This is a genomic window from Flectobacillus longus, assembly GCF_030056705.1.
In the GTDB taxonomy this organism is placed as follows: Bacteria; Bacteroidota; Bacteroidia; order Cytophagales; family Spirosomataceae; genus Flectobacillus; species Flectobacillus longus.
Map to the genome: position 1 here is coordinate 195,110 of NZ_JASHIC010000010.1, position 23,609 is coordinate 218,718.

The following is a 23,609-nucleotide window of genomic DNA, read 5'->3' on the forward strand; positions in this document are numbered from 1 at the left end:
ACTTCTATAAAACTTGCTACTTTTGTGTTCAACAATGAAAAAAACATCTCACATATCGCGTTTGTTCAGCACTTTTTTCGTGTGCTTGATGCTGATGTTTACCGTTTTTGGTAAAACATTTTCGGCATCGCAGGTACACTTTTCTGGTGTGAAAAAAGCGAAAACTGAGCAGTCCAAAAAACAAAAAGGAGCTACTCCTGAATGTTCTGTAAGTGAATTATCGGTAATGCACGCTAGTCCAAGTATTAGTTTTGATGCTGTTAGTGATTTTGTTTTTTCAATTCCTAACGTTGTGATTCCTGTGGCAGTTCATGCTTTGGGTCAGCAATTGAAGGTTACTTCTCCTAATATTCTTTACGAAATTCTGTTCGAGCATTTTATTGCTACCAATGCTCCCTGATTCCTTTTTTTCTTGGTTTAAATGATTGAAAGTCTAACGATATAGGCTTTATGGGCAATTTGTTGGTCATTTGTATCATGATTTCCCAAGCTTCAGACTCAACATTTGCTCCACCCTTACCAAACCCTTTTCTAATCTTGTAATAGGCAACTGTTACACACAAGTAATTCACATTCATTTTTCAAATAACTAAAAACAAATGCGTTACAAAGGTGCCATTGTGTGGCTGACTGGTATTATTTCAGCCCTATGTTTGTTCTTCCTTTCGTTTACATGGAAGGCTAATGCGGTTCGTGAAAATGCAATTGCGTATGCAACATCGAAAGATGGCAAACTCGACCCAGCTAAAAAAACTCGTTATATCGATTCATTGTGGAAGCAACCTGTTTATTTGGGCTTCACATTGCAAGATGTAACTACTTATGCTCTTCACAAAGGTCTTGACTTGGAAGGTGGTTTCAGTGCAGTATTGGAAGTTTCTCCTGTAGAAATTCTACGTGCTTTATCTGGAAAAAGTAATGATCCTAATTTTGAGAAAGCATTAGCAAGTGCTTCAAAATTGCAAGCAACTTCGACTAAGCCTTTCAATGAAATCTTCTTCGAGGAATTTGCTAAAGTTGCTCCAAATCAACGTTTAGCTACGATTTTTGCAAACTCAGTAAACCGCGACAAATTGAATTCAGGTTCTACTGATGCTCAAGTAAAGAAAGTGGTAAACTCAGAAATTGATGGTGCTGTAGACCGTGTTTACAAAATTATCCAAGCTCGTATTGACAAATTTGGTGTAGCTAACCCTAACATCCAACGTTTGCCAGGTACAAACCGTATTCAAGTTGAATTGCCAGGTGTAGACAACCCTGAGCGTGCTCGTAAATTGTTGGCAGGTGCTGCCAAATTGGAGTTTGTTGAAGTTGCTGAAATCAACGAATGGGGACAAGGCTTGAACACATTAGGTGAATATTTAGCGGCTGAAGAAAAAGCGAAAAAAGCAACTGTTGCTACTACAACAACGGCATCTACTGATACTTCAAAAAGTAGTTTGGCAGGTCAATTGGCTGCGCCAAAAACTGCTAAAAAAGATACAGCAAAAGCAGATACAACAGCAGGTGCTGCTTTGACAAAATTATTCTTGCCTTTGGACAACCAAGGAAGAAGCTGGGGCGTAATGCGTAAAGATACTTCTCGTGTTAATGAATTGTTCCGTCGTCCAGAAGTAAAAATGATGTTCCCATCAAACTTGACTTTTGTATGGTATGCTAAAGGTATTCCTTCAACTACAGGTGACGAAATCATCCAGTTGGAAGCTATCAAGAAAAGCGAAAACCAACCAGCACCATTAGAAGGTGATGTAATTGTAGATGCTACTAATGACTACGACCAAAATCAACGTCCAGAAGTAACAATGGTAATGAACGGTACAGGGGCTCGTATCTGGAAAAACTTGACAGCGGCTAGCATTGGTAAGCGTGTGGCTATCGTACTAGACAACTACGTATATTCTGCGCCAGTAATCAACGGTGAAATTCCTAACGGTCGTTCATCTATCTCTGGTTCATTTACGATTGAAGAAGCAAAAGACTTAGCAAACGTATTGAAAGCGGGTAAATTGCCAGCTCCAACTCGTATCGTTGAAGATGCCTTCATTGGTCCATCATTGGGTCAGGAAGCTATCAACCAAGGTTATTTGTCAATGGCTGTTGGTTTGATTTTAGTGATTGTATTTATGATTGGTTATTATGGCAACCCAGGATGGATGGCTAACGCTGCCTTGTTGTTCAACGTATTCTTTATTGCGGGAGTATTAGTACAAATGCAATCTGCGTTGACTTTACCAGGTATTGCAGGGGTTGTATTGACATTGGGTATGGCTGTCGATGCCAACGTATTGATTAACGAACGTATTCGTGAAGAATTACACCGTGGTGTTGGATTGTTGGATGCCGTAAAATTAGGTTATGAAAAAGCCCTTTCTGCTATTTTAGATGGTAACGTAACTACATTCTTGATTGGGGCTATCTTGATTATCTTTGGGTCGGGTTCTGTAAAAGGCTTTGGTGTAACGCTTTGTATTGGTTTGATTACTTCAGTATTTACAGCCGTATTTGTATCACATGTATTAGTTGACTGGATGGTACAACGTAAAATTGCTGCTGGTAAAGAGAAAGAAGTAACATTCGAAACATTTATCTCGAAAGACCTATTCAAAGGAATGAATTTCGACTTTATTGGCAAACGTAAATACTCTTACTGGTTCTCATGGAGCCTAATTGCCGTAGGTATTGTAGTATTAATTGCACAAGGAGGTTTCAATTTGGGTGTTGACTTCAAAGGTGGTCGTTCTTATGTAGTAGAATTTACTAAGCCAGTTGATGCAACAAACATCAAAGAAGCGTTGAAAGATGATTTCGAAGAAAAAGGTGTTGAAGTAAAAACATTCAACGGACCAACTAAGATGAAAGTTACAACTTCTTATTTGGTTGAAGATGAATCAGCTGCTGCTAATCAAAAAGTACGTACTGCTTTAGAAAAAGGTTTACAACAATTTGCTGATGCAAAACCTACAATTGTTTCAGAGTCTAAAGTAGGTGCAACTATTGCTGATGATATCTTGACACAATCATTTGTATCAATTGCTTATGCTTTGATTGCCATATTTATCTATATATTGATTCGTTTCCGTAAATGGCAATACTCATTGGGTAGTATTATTGCCTTGATTCACGATACCTTAGTTGTATTGGGTATGGTAGGTATCGTTCGTATTTTCGGATTGGATTTGGAAATTGACCAAATTTTCATCGCTGCGGTATTGACTGTTATTGGTTACTCAATTAACGATACAGTGGTAGTATTTGACCGTATTCGTGAAGAAATCGGTGTGGATGCAGATATGTCAAACAAAGAATTGATTATCCAAACGATTAACACATCGATTAACCATACCATGAGCCGTACTGTAATGACAGCTACGACAGTATTCTTGGTAGTATCAGTATTGTTGTTCTTTGGTGGTGAAATCTTACGTGGTTTCTCATTTGCGATGTTTATCGGGGTAGTATTTGGTGCATACTCATCTATCTTCGTTGCCGCTCCAATCGTTATTGACCTTGGAACAGGAAAGAAGAAAGCTGTAGCGCCAGCTGCAAACCCTTCTAAGTAATTACTCTCAAAGACCTCATAGCCCCCAAAAGCTATGAGGTCTTTTTTTGTTTCACGACAAAATATTAACTATCTTGAAACACAGTTTATACAATTCTGTTCTGTAATTACCTTCAATCACAATAAAATAAACTAAAACCTTTTCTTTATGAGTAACAGTATTTGGCGCAAAAAGCCTATGTCAGCTTACGAGGCAGATATTAAAAACAGTGAGCTGAAGCGCGTCCTTGGTAAATGGAGTTTGACTGCTATCGGTATTGGTGCGATTATCGGTGGAGGTATCTTCGTATTAACTGGTACAGGCGCTCACTATCATGCTGGCCCGGCTTTGGCATTATCATTCGTATTAGCAGGTATCGGCTGTATTTTTGCAGCTCTTTGCTATGCTGAATTTGCCGCTCTACTTCCTGTAGAAGGCTCAGCTTATGCCTACGCTTATGGTACAATCGGTGAATTCTTTGCTTGGATTATTGGTTGGGGACTTGTGTTAGAATATGCCATGGGGGCAATGACTGTAGCCGTGAGTTGGTCCGGTTACTTCAATAAACTACTCCACTTATTCGGTATTGAAATTCCTTATTATTTAAAAAATGACCCATTTTCGGCAGCAACTTATGCCAAATCTATGGGACTTGAGCACGTAGGTTGGGGTATCAACTTGCCTGCATTTGTTGTTACTTGGTTGGTAACATATATCTTGGTAAAAGGTATCAAAGAAGCCGCAAGTGCCAATAACATTATTGTTGTCTTGAAAGTAGCTGCGATTTTATTCGTAATCATCGTAGGTGCATTTTTTGTAAACACAGCTAACTGGACTCCATTTATCCCTGCTCCTGAATTGGTAGAACACGCTGATGGTTCTATGAAAGAAGCTTATGGTTGGGGTGGTATTGCCAGTGGTGCTGCGGCTATTTTCTTTGCTTATATTGGTTTTGATGCTGTATCTACGCAAGCTGGTGAAGCAATCAACCCTAAGAAAGATATGCCTTTTGCTATTATCGCTTCATTGGTAATTTGTACGGTTCTTTATATCTTGGTTTCATTAGTATTAACGGGTATGATTAACTACAAAGATATCGTAGGTGATGCTTTGAAAGCACCAGTAGCTTACGCATTTGATAAAGTAGGTCAACCTTGGGCTGTATTTATCATCACTGCTGCTGCTACGGCAGGTTTGATTTCAGTAATGTTGGTAATGATGTTAGGTCAAACACGTGTATTCTTAGGTATGGCAAAAGATGGTTTGTTACCCAACTTCTTCCGTCAGGTTCACCCAACTTTCCGCACTCCTTGGAAAAGCACAATCTTGGTAGGTTTCTTAGTATCTGTTGTATCAGCATTTACACCAATCGGTGTATTGAGTGATATGTGTTCATTCGGTACTTTGTTTGCTTTTGCCATGGTATGTTTGGCAGTATTATTATTGCGTTACAGAGAACCTAACTTAGAGCGTGACTTCAAAGCTCCAGCCTTGAAAATCGTTGCGCCACTGGGTATCTTAACAAACCTTTTCTTGATTCTCAACTTGGATGGTTTGGCTCAAAAATTGGCATTCGGATGGTTGCTAATTGGTTTGGTTGTATATTTCTTGTACGGTAAGCCAAACAGTAATTTGAACGAAAAATAGATTTACGACATTACGTGTAAATTACACTGCAAAAGGCTCTAGCATTGATTTGTTAGAGCCTTTTGATTTTATTGAGAAGTTTAATTCACTCAAATTCAAAGCACTCAATCCCAAAAAACCTGTGGGTTTTGTTTTTTTATCCGTAATTTTGCATTTCGATTTTGACAGTCGATTATTAAATATGGCAACGTTACAAGAAGAAATACAAAAACGCCGTACATTCGGTATCATTTCCCACCCCGATGCGGGTAAAACTACGCTTACCGAAAAACTACTTTTGTTCGGGGGAGCAATCCAAACAGCGGGGGCTGTAAAATCAAATAAAATCAAAAAGGGTGCAACCTCCGATTTTATGGAAATCGAGCGTCAAAGAGGTATCTCGGTGGCTACCTCGGTAATGACTTTTGAATATAATGATGTAAAAATCAATATCCTCGATACACCAGGTCACAAAGACTTTGCCGAAGATACTTACCGTACGCTTACGGCTGTAGACTCAGTTATCTTGGTAATCGACTGTGTAAAAGGGGTTGAGGAACAAACCGAAAAATTGATGGAGGTATGTCGTATGCGTAATACGCCAGTAATCATTTTCATCAATAAAATGGACCGCGAAGGTCAGTATGCGTTTGACCTACTGGACGAGTTAGAGCAAAAACTTGGTATCAAAGTTCGTCCATTGACTTGGCCTATCAATATTGGAGCTAACTTTAAAGGGGTATATAACCTTTATGAAAAGTCTCTAAACTTGTTTAGTGCCAACAAAACCAAAATTGAAAAAGAGGTTGTTTCTGTAGATATTTGGTCTGAGGAACTAGACAAACGTGTTGGCGAACGTGATGCGAATCAGCTTCGTGAAGATGTTGAACTTATCGAAGGTGTTTATGACGATTTTGACCGTTCTACTTACTTGTCGGGCGATGTTGCTCCTGTATTCTTTGGTTCGGCAGTAAATAACTTTGGGGTACAAGAATTGCTGGATACATTTACTCAAATTGCACCATCAACTCAAAAGCGCCAAACAGATACACGCATTGTAGAGCCAGATGAGAAAAAATTCTCAGGTTTTATCTTCAAAATCCATGCTAACTTAGATCCAAAGCACCGTGATAGAATCGCATTCTTGCGTATTTGTTCGGGTGTATTTGAGCGTAATAAGTTTTATAAGCATGTGCGTTTAGACAAAAACGTGCGTTTCAATAACCCTTATAACTTTATGGCGCAAGATAAGGAAGTTATCGACGAAGGCTTCCCTGGCGACGTAGTAGGTTTGTATGATACAGGTAATTTTAAGATAGGAGATACACTCACGGAAGGTGAAAATATGTTTTACCAAGGTATTCCAAGCTTTTCTCCTGAAATCTTTAAAGAACTTATCAACCTCGATCCAATGAAAGCCAAACAATTGGAAAAAGGGATTGAGCAGTTGACAGACGAAGGGGTAGCGCAGTTGTTTACTCAAACACAATTAGGTAATCGTAAAATTGTAGGTACAGTAGGGGAACTCCAATATGAGGTAATTCAATATCGTTTGGAGCATGAATATGGCGCAAAATGTCGCTTTGATCACCGTGATATTGCCAAGGCTTGTTGGATTACAGCAGAAGACACTAAAAAATTATTAGAATTTGTTCGTTTAAAAGGACAACAAATCGCTACTGATAAAGATGGGAACTACGTATTCTTGGCTGAATCTGATTGGATTTTGCGTATGAATATCCAAAATAACCCTGATATTCAATTCCACTTTACTTCGGAATTTAAGTTGGCGGCAGAGGCATAAGAACAACATTAAATTTTCTATTTTAAGGCTCGAACTAATTTACGCAAAAGCAAAAATTAGTTTGAGCCTTTTTGTGTAAATGCAAAATAAACTATGACTGTGGATTCTTGCTAATTTGTTAATAAAATCGTATTTTAAGCTTTTAAACCCCTGAAAATCATTGATGTTAATCTTTCTTTAAAAACAATTATTTTACCGTTTATACAGAGATGATAATTCTTTGATTTTTGTTGAAAATTTATCTATATATTGCAGTGCTTTATTAATTATCGTTCAATTGCAAAGCTTTCTTAATTATGAAAAAATCTATCATTTTATCAGCAATGCTTTTTGCATCTGTATGCACTAAGTCTTTTGCTTCATCATCGTCTGAGTATTTTGTAGATGACGCTGCTATCGAAACAACTTTAAATGAAGGTGTAGAGGTAAATTACCTTACTCCTGTTTCGAATGCTGAGGTTTCTACTCAAAACAACATGTTGGCAGCTTCTACCTCTATGCCAGCTAGTTCTGTTGCAGCAAGCAAAGACCCTGTTGTAGCATTTATTTTATCAACATTTTTGGGCGGTTTGGGTATCCACCGTTTCTACATGGGTACAGCTACCTTGACTGGAGTAGGTTATATCCTTACTTTGGGTGGTTGCGGTATCGTAGCGTTTGTTGACTGGGTAGTATTGTTAATCGCTTTGGTACAAGACGAAGGTATCGGCAAATACACAGACAACCCTAAATTCTTTATGTGGGGAGGAAAATAAGAATTTGACGATTCAAAAATAATAAAAGCTGAAGGGTTCTCCTTCAGCTTTTTCTTTTAAGGCTATTTCCGATTTGCCAAAAGCCCTTTTTTGACTTGTTGATAATACTGATTTTTTAGGTCAATATTCTTCTGTTCAGCCAAATAGGCGCTCCTGCGAACTCCCCCAAAATAAAAGGCTTGAAATAGCCCTAGCCCTGTAAATATTCCTGTAAAATAATAGCCATTTATTATACTGTAAGCACCATAACCAAGCGTTCCAAGTTGTAGTACCAGCGAAACAATTCCTTGTGTAGTATTTCCAGCATAAATCATTCCTGCCCCTGGTACAAAAGTTGCCAAAGCTTCGGCTTTTTTGACACTTCTAAATTTTGGTTTCTGTGCAAAAGTAAATAGCTCTTCTGCATTAATCTGTGTATGAAAAGCTTGATTATAGCTTGGAATTAACGCTTTTGCTTCATCATAAAGAGCTAGTTGGGTAAGTGAGAGTATTTCCCAAAGCAACGTTGGCGTATGTTGTGTACTATCTTTTACGAAATATTTAAACTGCTGGATATTATTAAAGCAGTCGTCATAAAGCCCTGCCAAAAAGCTACACACTACCGTTTCGTACCGAAGTGGTATTTGTTTTTTATCTTCGAGGTTACTAAAATCAAAGCGCTGACTGGTTTGTAAGGCCATTGTAAACTTCTGTGCTGCTTTTTGACAGTAAAGTTTTTTTAGTAAAAAGGTATTTTTTAAATCTTGAATTTGCTGATTGCTAAGACTTGTATCAGGCCATTCGCTAAGCTCGAAAAATGCTTGTTCATAGCCCAACATAGCTTCGTCATATTGTTGTTGACGAAACAAACTGTCAGCTTTTGATACAATGGTATTACTATTTTGCGCTTTAATTAAAAAGGGTGCGCAAAGGAATATGCATATCAAATAAAATTTGCTCGTCGATTTTTTCATTAAATTCTTGTCTTTTGATTTTGACACTTAAAGCACTTCCCCAGATGTTTCCTATATAAAAAAGGCTAAATAAACTTCCATAAATAATAAATCGAGGACTCCCAACACCATCTTTACGCAAGCCTTCATAAGCTTGTAACCCAAGAATGGTATTTTGTAAAAAGGCAGAAATTCCTTGTCCCAATTGTCCACCTGCATAAATCTTACCCGCTCCAGGAATAATAGCAGATAATAACCCTGCCTTAAAACCTGATTTTTTTTGTTGCTTCAAAATATCGTCTCGGTAAAGCAAATAATTAGCTTGTTGCTTTTGTAAAGCATAAAGCGAAGGATCGAGGTGTCTCTGTAGAGAATCAAATCGTTGCTGATTTCGTTGTAAAAGCGCCAAACCTGCTAGCTCAAAGGTTTGTAACGAGCGATTAAGACTATCTTTTGAATCAATAGCCTTAAAGTATTTTTCGGCCTTTGTAAAATCTCTCAAATAGCTATCTGATAATCCTGCCCAAAACTGAGATTGTGAAAAATATGGACTTTCTGAAGAAACTTTTGAAAAGTAGACACTTGCCGAGTCGAGTTGTTTGAGCGAATAAAAAGCAAATCCCTTTTGGTAAGCCAATTGCAATTTGGATTGTATTGAGATAGGATATTTTTGTTCAAGTTGATTGGTAAAGGTAATAGCGTCGTGATACTGTTCTTTGCCAATCAAATGTTGTAAAAAGAGGCTATCTTTCGTGATTTGAGAAATACCCGATTGGACACCAAGGAGCAACACGCAACTAAGAATAACCCAAAATCGAATATGAAGCTTATCAGACATAGTGGAGAGGAATACGAGGTTCGCTTACTTATACATTTGAGGCGAGTCAATGACTTTACCTTGCTCATTTACTCTGAATGGATTGATAGTAGTACCACTAATGCGGTTACAGCGTGCCAATCTGTCGGCACTAAGCGCTACTCCTTTGAGCGGTCCATACATACGAATCGCCTCGCGACTAAAGCGTGAGCAAGATAGTTCGTAAAGACAGTTTGCTGAAAACTGTGGTGAAATTACTTTTTGGTAAAAGGTTAATGTACCATTCATAACAAAAGAAATAGGGTGAAATCCCTTCTTTCCAACAGATGAGGTTACTTGCGATTGTTCGGCTTGCTCTTTTTTATCTAAAAATTGTAAATCTGCTTCTAGACTTTGTGCCATAAGCGAGTTGCCAGCGAGTAATCCTAGCACTAAGACAAGTATTTTACTTAAGAGCTTTGGCATTGAGCGGAATCGAAAAGTTAAGCAATTCATGATTAACAGTCTCGTTGATTTTGATGTCTGAATAAGAGGTTTTGGTAATAACAGAATCTTTGGCAGTAAAAAAATCAATTTGTGTAACTGCCAAAGGAAATTCGATGTCTCCAAGTTTTTGAAAATTGTAATAATATACCTTTTTCATCACCTTTCCATCGCCGTCGATATATTTGGTATAAATCGGATTTCCGCCATTATGTACCAATTCTACCGAACGAATACTTTTGCTCAATTTAGCAGGCGCTATCCATGTGCTAATCATGAGGTTTTTCTCAAATTTAGTCGCTTTGTTGGTAAAGCCCATATTTCTCAAACCTAAATCAGATTTTTGGTTATTTAAGAAATAATAAAACTGTGTAGTTTCAGTACTAAAGATATAGTTTACCTGTTGAATAACAGTATTTTTAGATGGGTCATAAATACTTACCTCACCTTTTGCATTGTTGATAATATACTGATTGTTTGGTTGTGTAAAATGGCTTACCATTCTACCTCCCGCTACCTGATAGGCTATTTCTGATTTGATGGTGGCTGTTTTTCCGTTTTTGTTAGAACGAGCAACCATGAGCATACTAATTTTTTTGACGGTATTCGTAGAAAATGAAGAGGCCAATGACACAACAGATATCAAGCCCAGTACTAGATAAAGACGATTTTTTTGATTCATAGTTGAGATATAATTAAAGCCAAATTTACTTTCTTCTGGAAATATATGAAAGTAAATCTGGCTTTAAACCTTATCTTGTTTTTATTACTAAATATTACAATCCTAACGAAATACCCGCAGTCACCCAAGAACCACCCCAACCTACTTCAGCAAAGCCTGATAGATTATTACCTAATGGAAAACGAGCACCTGCACGAGGGTTGATAAAGATACCTGTACGCGTACCATACGTAACATTGCCTGTACCTGCATTGTAAGTATAATTGTTACGATCGAAGAGTAAACCTGCTCCAACAGCAACGTAAGGGTCCACAGAATTATCTCTCACATTAAGCACATCCCCTAGGTGGTATGCACCTCTAGCACCTACTCTAAATTGACCATAGCTATAATCTCCCGAATAACCTGACAGAACACCTGCATTATAGTACGTATATCCTACCATTGGACCAATCCCAATATTATCTTCAATCGCAAACTCTGCGTTTGCATAAGCTCCTAAATACAATAAACCTACGCCAGCGTTTAAAATTTTGTCACCACGTTTAAATGTTTGAGCTTGTGAAGAAAAACTAAGTAATGCTACAACAGCAAAAAGAAGGGCTGAAAATTTAAAATTTTTCATGATTTTGAAATGTTTAGAATAAAACCTAAATGAATGTTTTATGGGTTTTAATGAAAATAAAACAACATTTGAAGCCCGCAAGACTTAGTGCGAATATCGGCGATAGATAAGTTTAAAGAGTAAAAACGGTATTCGAACAAAAATCATGTCACTAACTTCTGATGCTAATTACTGAATAATTCTTGAAAAAGTGAATGATTTAATGAGTGAATGGTCAAAAAAAAGCGGTGTTATCCGCAAAGATAACACCGCTTTAGCTATTCAATGATTTATATCATTATTTCAATCCCAAATCTTCTTGAATAGCTGAAACCTTAGCTTTTAAAGCTGCAAGCGTGTCATCAAAGTCGGCAGGATTAGCTAATGGCGCATTTACCGAAACATAGAATTTGATTTTTGGTTCTGTTCCTGACGGACGTGCCGAAACTTTTGAACCATCTGCTAAAATCAACTGAATTACGTTAGATGACTCCATACCTAAGCCTTCAGGAATCGCAGTGATTTCACCTGTTTTGAGGTCTTTCGAAGTTAAGTTTTTGTAATCTAATACCGTTACTGGCTCAGAACCAGCTACAGAAGTTGGCAAGTTGGCACGAAGATTTGCCATCATTTGTTGAATTTCTTCAGCACCAGCTTTTCCTTTTTTAGTCAAAGAAATCAAGCCTTCGTAGTAGAAATTGTTTTCTTGGTACATTTCTGTCAAGAAGTCAAACAATGACTTACCATTATCTTTTGCATAAGCTGTCAATTCTGCAATCATTGCACAAGAAGCTACAGCATCTTTGTCACGAACGGCATCACCAATCAAATAGCCATAAGATTCTTCGCCACCACCAATAAATTGCTCTTTGCCTTCCAATTCACGAATTACCGCAGCGATGTATTTAAAGCCAGTTAAGGTATCATAACATTTTACACCTTTGCCAGCACACATTTTTGCAATGATTTCAGTTGTTACGATGGTTTTAGCCACAAATTCTTTACCTGTTAGTTTGCCTGCTTTTTCCCAAGCACCCAACAAATAATAGATAATTAAGCTCGCCATTTGGTTTCCATTCAACAATACCCATTCGCCATGAGGATTTTTTACAGCAGCACCTACACGATCGGCATCTGGGTCAGTAGCAATTACCAAATCAGCATCAATATCTTTAGCCAAGTTTACAGCCAAAGTCATTGCTTCTGTTTCTTCTGGGTTTGGATATACTACTGTTGGGAAGTCACCATTTGGCTCAGCTTGTGCTTCTACTACGTTTACATTTTCAAAGCCTAATAAAGCCAAAGCTTGGGGCACCAAAGTAATACCTGTACCGTGAATAGAAGAATATACAATTTTCAAATCCTTCTGACGAGCAATTACGTCTGGATTGATGCTATTATGCTGGATTGTCTTTAAGTATTCTTTATCTACTTCTTCACCGATAAAGGTAATAAGCGATTCGTTGCCGTTGAAATTGATATCATCTACCGAAGTGATGTTATTTACTTCTGTCACGATATTTTTATCGTGAGGGGCAACCACCTGTGAACCATCGTTCCAATAAGCTTTGTAACCATTGTATTCGCGAGGGTTGTGAGATGCCGTAATTACCAAACCAGCATCGCAACCCAAATGACGTATCGTAAATGATAGTTCAGGAGTAGGACGAAGTGCCGAGAAAAGATATACTTTCATCCCATTTGCCGAGAAAATATCAGCACAAATACGAGCAAAGAAAGGAGAGTTGTTACGAGAATCGTGTGCAATTGCAACTTTGATTTCTTTGCCTGGAAGACTTTGTTTGAGATAGTTTGAAAAACCCTGTGTAGCAGCTCCTACGGTGTATTTATTCATACGGTTCGAACCCACACCCATTTCTCCACGCATACCGCCAGTACCAAACTCCAACGATTTATAGAACGAATCTGAAAGTTCTGTTTCTTTGCCTTCGTCTAGCAATTGCTGGATTTTAGCCTTAGTTTCTTCATCATAGTTACCAGTTAGCCAAGTATCAATGTTTTTCTTGGTAAGAGCGTCTAAACCTGTCGACATAGTTTTATCTATTTGAGAATATTAGAAAAATGAATAATCTGGTTTAAAATTGAGGCCAATAAGATTTTCGAGGTAAAATTTCCAGTTGACATCAAAGCAAATATAAAAATTATTCTGAATAGGAGAAGCCCCATTTAATAATTTCGGTCAAAAACCGTAATATGTCTTTCTTTTGTCCAATAAAAAAACCACTAAGCAACTTAGTGGTTTTGGTTTTTGCATGAATTCTTTAAAAAATTGAAATATTTTTCGATTTTCTGATTAAATCTCAACAAGCATAGCTCCATAAGAGTAACCACCGCCAAATACCGTTACGATGATTTTATTGCCTTTTTCGAATCTACCTTTATTTTCGTCCATTGCAATCGCACAACCAGCACAACCTGTATTGCCTAAGTAATGGATATTTGAAAGCATTTTTTCGTCAGGAACACCCAATGTTCCAGCTACGTTTTTGGTGATACGATAGTTGGCTTGGTGAGGAATCACAAACGAAATATCCTCAACCGTCAATCCGTTTTTCTCCATTACTTGTTTACTTACTTTGGGCATATAAGTACAAGCATTGATAAATACATCCTTACCATAAGGCATAATCAAACCACGGTGAAGCGGCTTAAGTGTTACTCCTTCCGAAGCTTTACCTACATTGGCTGCACCACCTGTAATCAAATCTTTGATTTCCCAGTTTTGCTCTCCCGCTTTTTCTTTGGAGATAGATAATACCGCTGCGCCATCGCCCCAAAGGTGTCCAGCTTTGGTATCGTCTTCGTTGTTGTAAGCAGTGTTATGCTCCGAAACAACTACGAGAGCCTTGCTGGCTTTGTTCATAGCAAAATATCCCTGAACTATTTCGATTGCATTGAGTAATGAAGAACAAGCAGAAGAAATCGTTACTACTGGTATTTCAGAAATATTTAATGCGTGTTGTAATGCGTGGCCTAGTGTAAATATATTATCGTGTGGAGTGTAGGTAGCACCTACAATTAGGTCAACTTCAGAAATGTCGTAAGGTAAACTTTCAGTAATCTTTTTGGCTGCCTCCAATGCCATTGTATGCGTATTCTCCTCAGATGATGCTTTGCGACGCTCACGAATTCCAGTACGCTCAACAATCCATTCGTCGGTCAATCCATTGAGTTCTTGAAAATAGGCATTCGTAACAACTTGTTCGGGCAGGTAACTTGCAATTGCGTTAATGAACATTACGTGTTAGTTTAAGATATTAATTTATGAATACAGTCCAGCTTCGTTGCAAGGTTAATGCTAACTTTTGGCTTTGCTAGATAGGGGAAGGTTTACATATTGGTACAAACATCAAAGATTCTCAATCGCTGGATGCCTTATTTAATCATCTATTTTGCACTGATACTCACACATTTCCATTACCTAGTAAATATTATGTGACTAGCTGATTATCAAGGCTTATCACTAATACAATACCTTTGAACTACAGATGGTTGGGAATTTTAGTTCAATTCGTTGTTGCAAAAAGCAAAAACTATGAATTGAATTTTTATACAAAGGAAATTAATGTTTTAGCATAGTACAAGAAATTATTGGATAAATATAATTTATACTTCTTTAAATCCAATAATTTTTTGTATTATTTTGATGTTTTTTGGATAATACTTATAAATGTCAGAAAAAAAAGGTAATATCATTCCGTTTGTTACGGATTGTCATTGTACGCAATCAAAAATAGTCTCCAAAACCATGATATTTAGGTGCTTTTTAGAGAAATATCAGGATAGCTAAGGCTTTTACACAAACTCGAAGGATATTTGCAAATAGTTTCATTTTTAAAGGAAAAAAGTAACGAGACAACTCATTGAGTCTTGTCATTATTCTTTTAAAACAAAAAGAAGTAAACGTTCGTGAGGGTAACAATTTTTAGCACATTTGATACTTTTGGAGGAGCCTCTATTGCAGCTTCTCGCTTACATCAGGCGCTCGGGCGCCATGGTGTGCAGTCGTGCATGCTGGTTCAAGACCGAAAAGGAAAAGCGCCAGAGGTGTATTCTGTTGCTCATAATTGGTTACAACAAAAAATCGCCTTGGCTCGATTTGCAGCCGATCGTTATCAGTTTGCTTTTTATGAAAATTCAAAAAAGGTTCGCTTTGTTTTTTCGCAAGCTCAAATAGGAATAGATGTCACCTCCGAACCAGTTGTTAGGGATGCAGAAGTTTTTCATTTACATTGGGTAAATTTTGGTTTTCTATCTGTAAAATCTTTAACTCAATTGTCCAAACTAAATCGCCCATTCGTATGGACCTTGCATGATATGTGGGCATTCACAGGTGGATGTCATTATAGCGGTACTTGCGAAAGTTATCAACAAGTCTGTGGAAATTGTGAACACTTTTTGAAAAAGCCATCAGCTGATGACCTATCCCATCAAGTTTGGCTTCAAAAAAAGGCATTATTTGAACAAATGGATTTAACCCTTGTGGCTTGTAGTGAATGGCTGGCTGAAAAAGCCCGTCAAAGTAGTTTATTGCAAGGCAAAAAAGTCATTTCGATTCCTAATCCTGTAGATACAAAGCTTTTTTATCCGCGAAACAAGACAGAAGCTCGCCAACAGCTTAATTTGGCACAGAATAAGCAATATATCTTGTTTGCTGCCATGAAAATTAGTGATACACGCAAAGGCTTTCAATACTTTGAAAAGGCGATTCAGCATTTAATAACACAAAATCCCTCATTAAAAGATAGTGTAGAATTATTGGTGATGGGACAAGCCCAAGAAGCAGATTTTGTAAATATTCCCTGCAAAGTAAATGTTTTAGGTCGTCTCTTTGATCTTTCGAAAATAGCGACTACCTATTCCGCTGCGGATGTTTTTGTGATTCCGTCTTTGGAAGAAAATCTTCCGAACACCATCATGGAAGCTATGGCTTGTGGAACACCAGTGGTAGGGTTTGAAACAGGGGGTATTCCTGAAATGATAGAACACCTTCAAACGGGATATGTGGCAAAAGCTCCTTCTGCTGAAGATTTAGCCAATGGAATAGTGCATATTTTACAACATCCCAACTATGAGGATTTATGTAAACAGGCTCGCTCCAAAGTAGAATCCGAGTACGCAGAGGCTGTCGTAGCTAAGCGTTACGAAACACTTTATCAATCTCTTCTTTAAATACGTTTTTTGATTGTGAGAAAAATATCAATAATAACCATTACTTACAATGCTGAGGCATTTTTGGAACGAACTATCAAAAGTATTTTGGCGCAAACCCGCCAAGATTTTGAATATATTATCATTGATGGGAAGTCAAAAGATAGTACGCTTACCATAGCGGAAAAGTATCGTGCCCGAGTTGACTTGCTAGTTTCAGAGCCCGATAAAGGCTTATACGATGCCATGAATAAAGGACAACGTTTGGCAACCGGTGATTTTGTATGGTTTGTCAATGCTGGTGATGAGATAAATGACCCAACTGTCATTGAAAGAATATATCAACAGATTACGCCAGAAACTGATGTGCTATATGGTGATACCTATTTTGTGAATAATGAGGGCGAAATTCAAGGATTGCGCTCGGTGATAACTCCGCATAGGTTGCCTAAAAACCTCCAATGGCGAGATATGAATTTGGGAATGCTAGTGTGTCATCAATCATTTATTGCTAGCAAAAGAGTAGCGCCTGTGTACTGGCAAGAAAACTTGAGTGCTGATGTAGATTGGGAAATTACTTGTCTTAAAAAAGCCCAACAAGTGGTTTATTTGGATTTTGTTGTAGCAAAATATCTAACGGGTGGTATTTCGAATAAACAGCTCAAACGCTCACTAATTGACCGTTATAAAGTATTACAAAGGCATTTTGGTGTGTTTGGAGCCATTTGGGCGCATATTTTAATTCTTTTTAGAGGTATCAAACTGATTATTACCAAGGGTGGGAAGTATTGGTAGGATATACCAACATAGCTCTGGCTTCTAAAGACATTACTTCTTCTTTTTGATAAAATAACAAAGCCCTATTACGATCGGCTCGCGGACTTTCGAGAAATGCGTTGCAGGTATCTAATAGGACTTTTTTACGTCCATACTCATTGAGAAAGGCATCAATTGTTTTAAGCCAAAACCAAGTAAGTGTTTCGTGATATCCTCGTTCAAAACCCACAGGTCCACCAACAGAGCTGTTGAACAGAATAATTCGCTGGCGCACCAATAACATAGCTTGCGTAAGCGTATATTGTCGCAAATACCAAACGCCCATCGCCAAATGTGCCTCATGTGTCCAAGCCTCCGCAGGCAAACAGCAAGTGTTGAATTTTTCGATTAATGTTTCGATTTCTTGGTCGGATTGAAAAAGTTGCATACACTTATAGTTTAATTGTTGAATTGTTAATAAAAATTATATTTTATTAATTATTTTACAATAAAAATATAAAAAACTTGACAATTCTTCATTAAAAGTAAACTAATTTTCCTTAATCAAATATTTGATTTTTGTTTTCTACTCTTTCGATTTCTTCAAAATTTGCATAGAAAGGCTTTCGATAATCTATAATCCAAGAAGCATGGATATGAAAGGACGTATATTCTCTAAAACGATTATGTAGGTGTAGTAAATAAAAATAGCAGGCGAATTCATTCGCCTGCTAAATATGAGGAATCAAATTAAATTCCCAAAATTTTCTTATTCAATTCGATATCAGCACCGCCGCCTGCAAAGTCATCAAATACTTTTGACGTTGCTTGGATAATGTGTGAATCAATGAATGGGGCTCCTTCTGTTGCACCTTGAACTGGATCTTTGATAGCACATTCCCATTCCAATACAGCCCAACCATCGTAGCCATATTGTGTTAATTTAGAGAATACCGAACCAAAGTCTACCTGTCCATCGCCCAACGAACGGAAACGACCAGCACGATTTACCCATGATTGATAACCACCATATACACCTTGCTTACCTGTTGGGTTAAACTCAGCATCTTTTACGTGGAACATTTTGATACGCTCATGGTAGAAATCGATGTATTGTAAGTAGTCAAGACATTGCAACACAAAGTGAGATGGGTCATAAAGCAAGTTAGCACGTTTGTGACCTCCTACTTTTTCTAAAAACATTTCGAATGTAACGCCATCATGCAAATCTTCACCAGGGTGAATTTCGTAGCAAAGGTCAACACCAGCTTCGTCGAAAGCATTCAAGATTGGCAACCAACGGTTAGCCAATTCGGTAAAGCCTTGTTCTACCAAACCAGCAGGACGTTGTGGCCAAGGATATACTGTATGCCACATCAAAGCACCTGAGAATGTAGCGTGAGCGTTCAAACCTAGGTTTTGAGAAGCTTTTGCTGCCCATTTCAACTGCTGCACAGCCCATTCGGTACGAGCTTTTGGGTTACCTTTTACTGAATCTGGTGCAAAACCATCAAACATTACGTCGTAAGCAGGATTTACTGCCACCAACTGACCTTGTAAATGCGTTGACAATTCAGTGATTTGGACACCTTTATCAGCCAATTTACCTTTCAATTCGTCGCAATATGTTTTTGACTCCGCGGCTAATTGCAAGTCAATCGCACGAGCATCCCAAGTAGGGATTTGAACACCTTTGTAGCCCAAATCAGCTACCCACGAAGTAATAGAATCAAGTGAGTTGAACGGCTCAGCATTATCTAAAAATTGTGCTAAAAATATAGCAGGCCCTTTGATTGTTTTCATGTTGTTATTGAGTGATTGAGCGAGTTGTGAATGAGTGATTTTATCCACTAATCACAAATCATGGAATCTTTGTATCGTATTTTATCAATTACTTTTATTTTCGCTTGCCGTTTTTCTAGCTTTAGCGAGAATTTTCAAGATTTCATACCCTTCAATTATGAGACTTTTAACTTTAGATTCTTCATAAAATTTGGCATCCAAAGAATACTCTAGCCAAAAAATACTTTCATCAAGCTCTTCTATAACAATACTAAGTTTTGCATAAAATTCATTCCTACTTCTTGCCCTTCGTACAGCTCTGTAATTGGCTACTGATGAAGTAGAAGAACGAGCTAATTGCTTGGCAATGTTTTTAGCAGAAATAGTTTTTAAGAAAAGATTATCACATAAAGGCATACAGCGAAGACTAAATGCTTTGATGCGAACAAAAATCATTTCAGCAAACTCTTCTTTGGGAAGATAATGTTTGTCCATAAATTGAGGGTGTAAAACAAGATTGGTGATTTAGCTAATCACTAAATCACCAATCACTCATTCACTAAATACTATACCTTCGTCCAGCTTTGGCTTCTGTGGCTGTCTAGGATTCTTTCACAAATGAGTAGTTCTCTGTAACCATCCGCAAAGGTTGGGAAAGTTGGATTTTCTGGTTGTTTGCCAGCAGCTACAGCCGCATATACTTCTTTAAACAATTGTTTTGAAGTATCTGGGAAACCTTCGTTGTGACCACCAGGGAATGTCATAATATCTCTTGCTTCTGCATACGCCAACGATGGGTCACGCATCAACACTTGGTTGGCTGCATCACGGTTACCCAACCACAATTCGTTTGGTGCTTCTGAGTTCCAAGCAAATGTTTTGTTTGAACCAGAGATTTCCAATTTCAATTGGTTTTTGCGACCAGCAGATACCTGAGATACCGTTACAGAACCACGATTACCGTTGTCAAAACGCAACAATACGTTTGCGGTATCTTCTGTAGTGATAGTCACATCAGCATAGTCTTCTGGTTGAAGCATTTTGCCTGAATAGGTTTCTACAGGTTTTAAAGGCTTCTTACGAGTTTTATGAACTGTATTGAAATCAGCCATAACCTCAACAGTTTTCAAACCAGTGATATACTCAATGATATCCATCAAGTGTGAGCCAATATCAGCAATAGCACGAGAATCACCAGATTTGTCTGGTTCTAAGCGCCAGTTATAGTCTGTGTTGTAGAACAACCAGTCTTGTAGATATGAACCAATGATTGAGTAAATTTCTCCTAAATCACCTTTCTCTCGCATCGTTTTCATTTGGCGTACCAATGGATAGTAACGTAAGTTGAAGTGAACAGCATTTACCAAACCTGTTTCTTTAGCAAGTGCTACTAATTCTTCAGCCTCGTGAAGGTCTTTTGCCAATGGTTTTTCGCAAACAACGTGCTTACCTGCCAACAAAGCGGCCTTTGATTGAGAATAGTGCAAGAAGTTTGGCGTACAGATATGTACACAAGCGATGTCTTCCATAGCCAACAATTGGTCAAACGTACATGGGCGTTCGATACCTAATTGTGCAGCTTTAGCCGTAGCTAATTCAATATTCACTTCACAAAGTGCTACTACTTCTACATTTGGTAGTCTTCTGAGGGCCTCGATGTGAGCTGGTCCAATAAAGCCTGTACCAACGACACCTACTTTGATTTTTGACATGAGTTAATCGATTTGTTTTTTGGGGATATAATTAATTATTGTTTTGTAAAGGGTTACTCTTTGGATAGTAAATTGGAAATATCCCATAAAAGCCATTTTTTGCTTTTGATATCTCCTTCATTTTTTCTGAGCATTCTTTGAAAAAGCGCTAAGCCCAAAGGCTCATTACCATTGGCATGCACCAATACCACACTTCCATTTCTGATAGACTCGCCTTTGGCTAGCCAAGCATCGCTTCCGAGAGGTAAAAGCCCTAAAGCCAAAACTTCATCGAAAATGCTTTTGTCGGACACTAAACCTGGAAACCTGAAGTAAATAGAAGGAACAAGTCCATTTGATAACATAGCTTGCTCATTCAATAAAACTTCTGAAAGTATATTGGTACCGTGTTCCAGCAAGAAATTATTAGTAAGAGGCAATTTGGGGTCGTAACGGTGCGTATAACTGTGGTTGACCCACGTAATACGCAAATTACCTGCTTTTTCTTGTTGCTTGAGCCAATTGAGGTCATCTTGGTGTTTTTGCATCCAAATGCCTGTAATCGTAATGGTCAGAGGAACAGGTCGTTCGCTTATTTCAAAACTTTTAATCACATTTTGAAAAAAGCTTCTGGTCAATGGTTTGCTAGATGGGCATAAATCTATCGTCAAACTAAAACCTTTGAGCGTACTATCTGCCTTTGTAATTCCTGCATCTTGAAGCTCATAATCACAATGTTTTTCTATTTGCCAATCATGAATATAAGGTGTTTTTTCAAAAGCATTTATTACATTGCTCCATTCCATTGGCTGAACCTCAATATTGTTCAGAACCTGAGTTTTGAGATTTTCTGGATTAATCAATAAATATTGGGTAGTACCAGACTCTTTCCATTTTCTAATGACTAATTCATTATGATATTGGGCAAAAAATACTTCATATTGAGATATTTGCGCCAATGGATATGTAAAGAATAGTCCTAAAAACAGGCATGTTAAGAAGTATTTCATAACAATCTCAAGCGAGTTTTTTCCAAACTTTTTGCACAAAAGTAATGAAGGATTAAAGAAAAAGATGACTTTCTATGGGTTGCCCCCTTTAATAGCCTTCAAATTTACAGAATATCTCCAAGCCATCAAGCATAAATCTGTGACTTGGAGATACTACTTACTAGATTTCAAATTTTGTCCATCTTTCAGGTGAATTTGCTGATTTCACAACTGTTTGAATAAAAGCCATACCACGTAAACCATCTTCAATGCTTGGGAAGTCATAGATGTCTGGATCATAACCGTCTACTCCAGTACCTTTTCCTAAACCGCCACCAGTACCAGATTTGCTTTCTGCACCCCAACGCGCACGTAGTGCATAAGTAAAGTTACGATAAATACTGGCAAAGGTTTCGATATATCCTTCTGGGTGACCCGCTGGCTGGCGAGTATGTGCCTGAGCGTGAGGAGACAAGTTGCCCACCCCTGTACGGATAATTTTAGAACCATTTTCCTGATTAGTCATAATCAAGGTATTTGGGTCCATCTGGCGCCACTTTAAGCCACCAAACTCTCCATATACACGAATATTAAGGTCATTTTCTTCGCCATTACAAATCTGGCTATTATGCAAAATTCCTTTAGCTCCATTATCAAAATGCAAAAGAATATTAGCATCGTCGTCTAACATACGTCCCTCAACGAAGATAGTGAGATCAGCCGAAAGTTCGGTGATTTGTAAGCCAGTGATATATTCAGCTAAGTTTTCGGCATGTGTACCAATGTCGCCAACACCACCTGCCGCACCGCTACGAGCTGGGTCGGTACGCCACGAAGCCTGTTTTTGACCAGATGCCTCCACCAATTGAGATAACCAACCTTGTGGATATTCAACAATTACTTTACGGATTTGTCCAATAGCACCCGATTTTATCAATTGGCGTGCTTCTTTTACCATTGGATAAGCTGTGTAGTTATGAGTCAGTGCGAATAATAAGCCAGAGTTTTTAACGATTTCTATCAATTCTTTTGCCTCTTCCATTGTCAATGTAAGCGGCTTGTCCATTACTACATGGAAACCGTTTTCGATAGCAAATTTTGCCGCAGGAAAATGTACATGATTTGGCGTAACGATTGAAACGAAATCCATGCGATCGCCTTCAGGAAGTTCCTTTTCTTTCAGAATCATTTCCTCATACGAGTCATATACTCTGTTGGCTGGTAAATAAAGCGCTTCACCAGTAGCTTTAGATTTTTCAGGATTTGAACTAAACGCTCCGCAAACAAGTTCAATTTCGCCATCTAAGGCGGCTCCTCTGCGGTGAACTGCTCCGATGAAGGCATCCAAACTTCCTCCAATCATGCCCATTCTGATTTTTCTAGCCATTGTTTTTTCGTTAATTAGGTATCGAGCTTCTGAACGGCTCGGCTGACTAATCAAGGTCAGCTTGTTCTAAAGGCTCAATAGTTTAGGTTGAAATGATAATTGATATATATAATTAGAATAATGGATCATTAATTAAAGATGAATTATGAGTTGTGAATGATGAATGTTTTAATCCACAACTACTTTAATTTCACCTGCAATGGGCATTAAACTATACGTATTAGGCTAAAAAATCATGAATACATTTTTTGCCCAATGCCTACGGCTTACAGCCTAAAGCTGACATTGATACCAATGTAAATTTTGTAAAAATACGACTATTGTCATATTGTCACTTTATGTATCTTTTTGATACATTATTGCGCAAAATTAATATAATTTTATCAGTTGAAGGCTATATGCTTTATGCCACAGGCTAAACGAAGTCATCTTGACTTTTGCTAGACTTGCTTAAGAAATAAAAAAGGTTGCTGATATTTGTTTTGCGAACCATACCAAAGCAACCTTTTTATGTACTACGTACTCAGCAAAGATATAATAGAATCAGAAATAATTTGCCATTTACCTCTAAGAAAACGAGGTTTTAAGCC

20 protein-coding genes are annotated in these 23,609 nt (G+C 37.9%); 7 read left to right on the plus strand and 13 right to left on the minus strand.

Annotated elements, in window-relative coordinates:
• The first annotated feature begins 34 nt into the window (after window positions 1-34).
• The 5 genes from QM491_RS08810 (at window position 35) to QM491_RS08830 (ending at window position 7,724) form a co-directional block, all read left to right on the plus strand.
• A complete protein-coding gene (locus tag QM491_RS08810) occupies window positions 35-400 on the plus strand; it encodes a hypothetical protein (protein ID WP_283327131.1) in 366 nt (121 codons plus the stop codon).
• Between the two features lie 199 nt (window positions 401-599).
• Window positions 600-3,560, plus strand: coding sequence for a protein translocase subunit SecDF (secDF, locus tag QM491_RS08815; RefSeq protein ID WP_283327132.1), 2,961 nt, complete (start codon window positions 600-602; stop codon window positions 3,558-3,560).
• A 147-nt stretch (window positions 3,561-3,707) separates the two neighbouring features.
• Window positions 3,708-5,186, plus strand: a complete 1,479-nt coding sequence (locus QM491_RS08820; protein WP_283327133.1) for an APC family permease — start codon at window positions 3,708-3,710, stop codon at window positions 5,184-5,186.
• 181 nt (window positions 5,187-5,367) lie between these two features.
• A complete protein-coding gene (locus tag QM491_RS08825) occupies window positions 5,368-6,969 on the plus strand; it encodes a peptide chain release factor 3 (RefSeq protein ID WP_283327134.1) in 1,602 nt (533 codons plus the stop codon).
• Between the two features lie 296 nt (window positions 6,970-7,265).
• Window positions 7,266-7,724, plus strand: coding sequence for a TM2 domain-containing protein (locus QM491_RS08830; protein ID WP_283327135.1), 459 nt, complete (start codon window positions 7,266-7,268; stop codon window positions 7,722-7,724).
• A 62-nt stretch (window positions 7,725-7,786) separates the two neighbouring features.
• On the opposite strand, the gene QM491_RS08835 is transcribed toward QM491_RS08830, so the two are convergent.
• The 7 genes from QM491_RS08835 to QM491_RS08865 all read right to left on the minus strand — a co-directional run bounded on the left by QM491_RS08835 (window position 7,787) and on the right by QM491_RS08865 (window position 14,501).
• The gene (locus QM491_RS08835; RefSeq protein WP_283327136.1) at window positions 7,787-8,572 is read right to left on the minus strand and encodes a hypothetical protein; all 786 of its coding nucleotides are present in this window, start codon (window positions 8,570-8,572) and stop codon (window positions 7,787-7,789) included.
• A gap of 40 nt (window positions 8,573-8,612) precedes the next feature.
• Window positions 8,613-9,494 carry a tetratricopeptide repeat protein gene (locus QM491_RS08840; protein ID WP_283327137.1) on the minus strand — a complete coding sequence of 294 codons (882 nt, stop codon included), beginning with the start codon at window positions 9,492-9,494 and terminating at the stop codon, window positions 8,613-8,615.
• Window positions 9,495-9,518: 24 nt separating this feature from the next.
• Window positions 9,519-9,938 (minus strand): membrane protein insertion efficiency factor YidD, encoded by a 420-nt coding sequence (yidD, locus tag QM491_RS08845; protein WP_283327138.1) that lies wholly within the window; start codon window positions 9,936-9,938, stop codon window positions 9,519-9,521.
• The gene (locus tag QM491_RS08850) at window positions 9,919-10,638 is read right to left on the minus strand and encodes a hypothetical protein (protein WP_283327139.1); all 720 of its coding nucleotides are present in this window, start codon (window positions 10,636-10,638) and stop codon (window positions 9,919-9,921) included. The genes yidD and QM491_RS08850 overlap by 20 nt, the downstream gene beginning before the upstream one ends.
• Before the next feature lie 94 nt (window positions 10,639-10,732).
• Entirely contained in the window at window positions 10,733-11,263 is a 531-nt protein-coding gene (locus QM491_RS08855) for a hypothetical protein (RefSeq protein WP_283327140.1), read from the minus strand.
• Between the two features lie 277 nt (window positions 11,264-11,540).
• Entirely contained in the window at window positions 11,541-13,295 is a 1,755-nt protein-coding gene (locus tag QM491_RS08860; RefSeq protein WP_283327141.1) for a phospho-sugar mutase, read from the minus strand.
• 261 nt (window positions 13,296-13,556) lie between these two features.
• Window positions 13,557-14,501, minus strand: coding sequence for a 3-oxoacyl-ACP synthase III family protein (locus tag QM491_RS08865; protein ID WP_283327142.1), 945 nt, complete (start codon window positions 14,499-14,501; stop codon window positions 13,557-13,559).
• A 671-nt stretch (window positions 14,502-15,172) separates the two neighbouring features.
• Here QM491_RS08865 and QM491_RS08870 point away from each other — a divergent pair.
• Both QM491_RS08870 and QM491_RS08875 read left to right on the plus strand, forming a co-directional pair.
• The gene (locus QM491_RS08870; RefSeq protein ID WP_283327143.1) at window positions 15,173-16,435 is read left to right on the plus strand and encodes a glycosyltransferase family 4 protein; all 1,263 of its coding nucleotides are present in this window, start codon (window positions 15,173-15,175) and stop codon (window positions 16,433-16,435) included.
• 15 nt (window positions 16,436-16,450) lie between these two features.
• Entirely contained in the window at window positions 16,451-17,209 is a 759-nt protein-coding gene (locus QM491_RS08875) for a glycosyltransferase family 2 protein (RefSeq protein WP_283327144.1), read from the plus strand.
• Here QM491_RS08875 and QM491_RS08880 read toward each other — a convergent pair.
• The 6 genes from QM491_RS08880 to QM491_RS08905 form a co-directional block, all read right to left on the minus strand.
• Complete coding sequence (locus QM491_RS08880) at window positions 17,184-17,618, minus strand: hypothetical protein (RefSeq protein WP_283327145.1); 435 nt, start codon at window positions 17,616-17,618, stop codon at window positions 17,184-17,186. The genes QM491_RS08875 and QM491_RS08880 overlap by 26 nt on opposite strands.
• Before the next feature lie 302 nt (window positions 17,619-17,920).
• Window positions 17,921-18,973 (minus strand): sugar phosphate isomerase/epimerase family protein, encoded by a 1,053-nt coding sequence (locus QM491_RS08885; protein ID WP_283327146.1) that lies wholly within the window; start codon window positions 18,971-18,973, stop codon window positions 17,921-17,923.
• An 84-nt stretch (window positions 18,974-19,057) separates the two neighbouring features.
• The gene (locus tag QM491_RS08890) at window positions 19,058-19,447 is read right to left on the minus strand and encodes a four helix bundle protein (RefSeq protein ID WP_283327147.1); all 390 of its coding nucleotides are present in this window, start codon (window positions 19,445-19,447) and stop codon (window positions 19,058-19,060) included.
• A gap of 71 nt (window positions 19,448-19,518) precedes the next feature.
• A complete protein-coding gene (locus QM491_RS08895; protein ID WP_283327148.1) occupies window positions 19,519-20,664 on the minus strand; it encodes a Gfo/Idh/MocA family protein in 1,146 nt (381 codons plus the stop codon).
• 53 nt (window positions 20,665-20,717) lie between these two features.
• Entirely contained in the window at window positions 20,718-21,653 is a 936-nt protein-coding gene (locus QM491_RS08900; RefSeq protein WP_283327149.1) for a polysaccharide deacetylase family protein, read from the minus strand.
• A 160-nt stretch (window positions 21,654-21,813) separates the two neighbouring features.
• Entirely contained in the window at window positions 21,814-23,001 is a 1,188-nt protein-coding gene (locus QM491_RS08905) for a Gfo/Idh/MocA family protein (protein ID WP_374761249.1), read from the minus strand.
• Window positions 23,002-23,609 lie beyond the last annotated feature (608 nt).

Bases quoted from the DNA above. Each gene is read 5' to 3' on its own strand.
- QM491_RS08820 (WP_283327133.1), top strand. From the start codon at position 3,708: ATGAGTAACAGTATTTGGCGCAAAAAGCCTATGTCAGCTTACGAGGCA.
- QM491_RS08850 (WP_283327139.1), bottom strand. From the start codon at position 10,638: ATGAATCAAAAAAATCGTCTTTATCTAGTACTGGGCTTGATATCTGTT.
- QM491_RS08855 (WP_283327140.1), bottom strand. From the start codon at position 11,263: ATGAAAAATTTTAAATTTTCAGCCCTTCTTTTTGCTGTTGTAGCATTA.
- QM491_RS08890 (WP_283327147.1), bottom strand. From the start codon at position 19,447: ATGGACAAACATTATCTTCCCAAAGAAGAGTTTGCTGAAATGATTTTT.
- QM491_RS08860 (WP_283327141.1), bottom strand. From the start codon at position 13,295: ATGTCGACAGGTTTAGACGCTCTTACCAAGAAAAACATTGATACTTGG.
- QM491_RS08895 (WP_283327148.1), bottom strand. From the start codon at position 20,664: ATGTCAAAAATCAAAGTAGGTGTCGTTGGTACAGGCTTTATTGGACCA.
- QM491_RS08880 (WP_283327145.1), bottom strand. From the start codon at position 17,618: ATGCAACTTTTTCAATCCGACCAAGAAATCGAAACATTAATCGAAAAA.
- QM491_RS08905 (WP_374761249.1), bottom strand. From the start codon at position 23,001: ATGGGCATGATTGGAGGAAGTTTGGATGCCTTCATCGGAGCAGTTCAC.
- QM491_RS08865 (WP_283327142.1), bottom strand. From the start codon at position 14,501: ATGTTCATTAACGCAATTGCAAGTTACCTGCCCGAACAAGTTGTTACG.
- yidD (WP_283327138.1), bottom strand. From the start codon at position 9,938: ATGCCAAAGCTCTTAAGTAAAATACTTGTCTTAGTGCTAGGATTACTC.
- secDF (WP_283327132.1), top strand. From the start codon at position 600: ATGCGTTACAAAGGTGCCATTGTGTGGCTGACTGGTATTATTTCAGCC.
- QM491_RS08885 (WP_283327146.1), bottom strand. From the start codon at position 18,973: ATGAAAACAATCAAAGGGCCTGCTATATTTTTAGCACAATTTTTAGAT.
- QM491_RS08825 (WP_283327134.1), top strand. From the start codon at position 5,368: ATGGCAACGTTACAAGAAGAAATACAAAAACGCCGTACATTCGGTATC.
- QM491_RS08830 (WP_283327135.1), top strand. From the start codon at position 7,266: ATGAAAAAATCTATCATTTTATCAGCAATGCTTTTTGCATCTGTATGC.
- QM491_RS08840 (WP_283327137.1), bottom strand. From the start codon at position 9,494: ATGTCTGATAAGCTTCATATTCGATTTTGGGTTATTCTTAGTTGCGTG.
- QM491_RS08810 (WP_283327131.1), top strand. From the start codon at position 35: ATGAAAAAAACATCTCACATATCGCGTTTGTTCAGCACTTTTTTCGTG.
- QM491_RS08900 (WP_283327149.1), bottom strand. From the start codon at position 21,653: ATGAAATACTTCTTAACATGCCTGTTTTTAGGACTATTCTTTACATAT.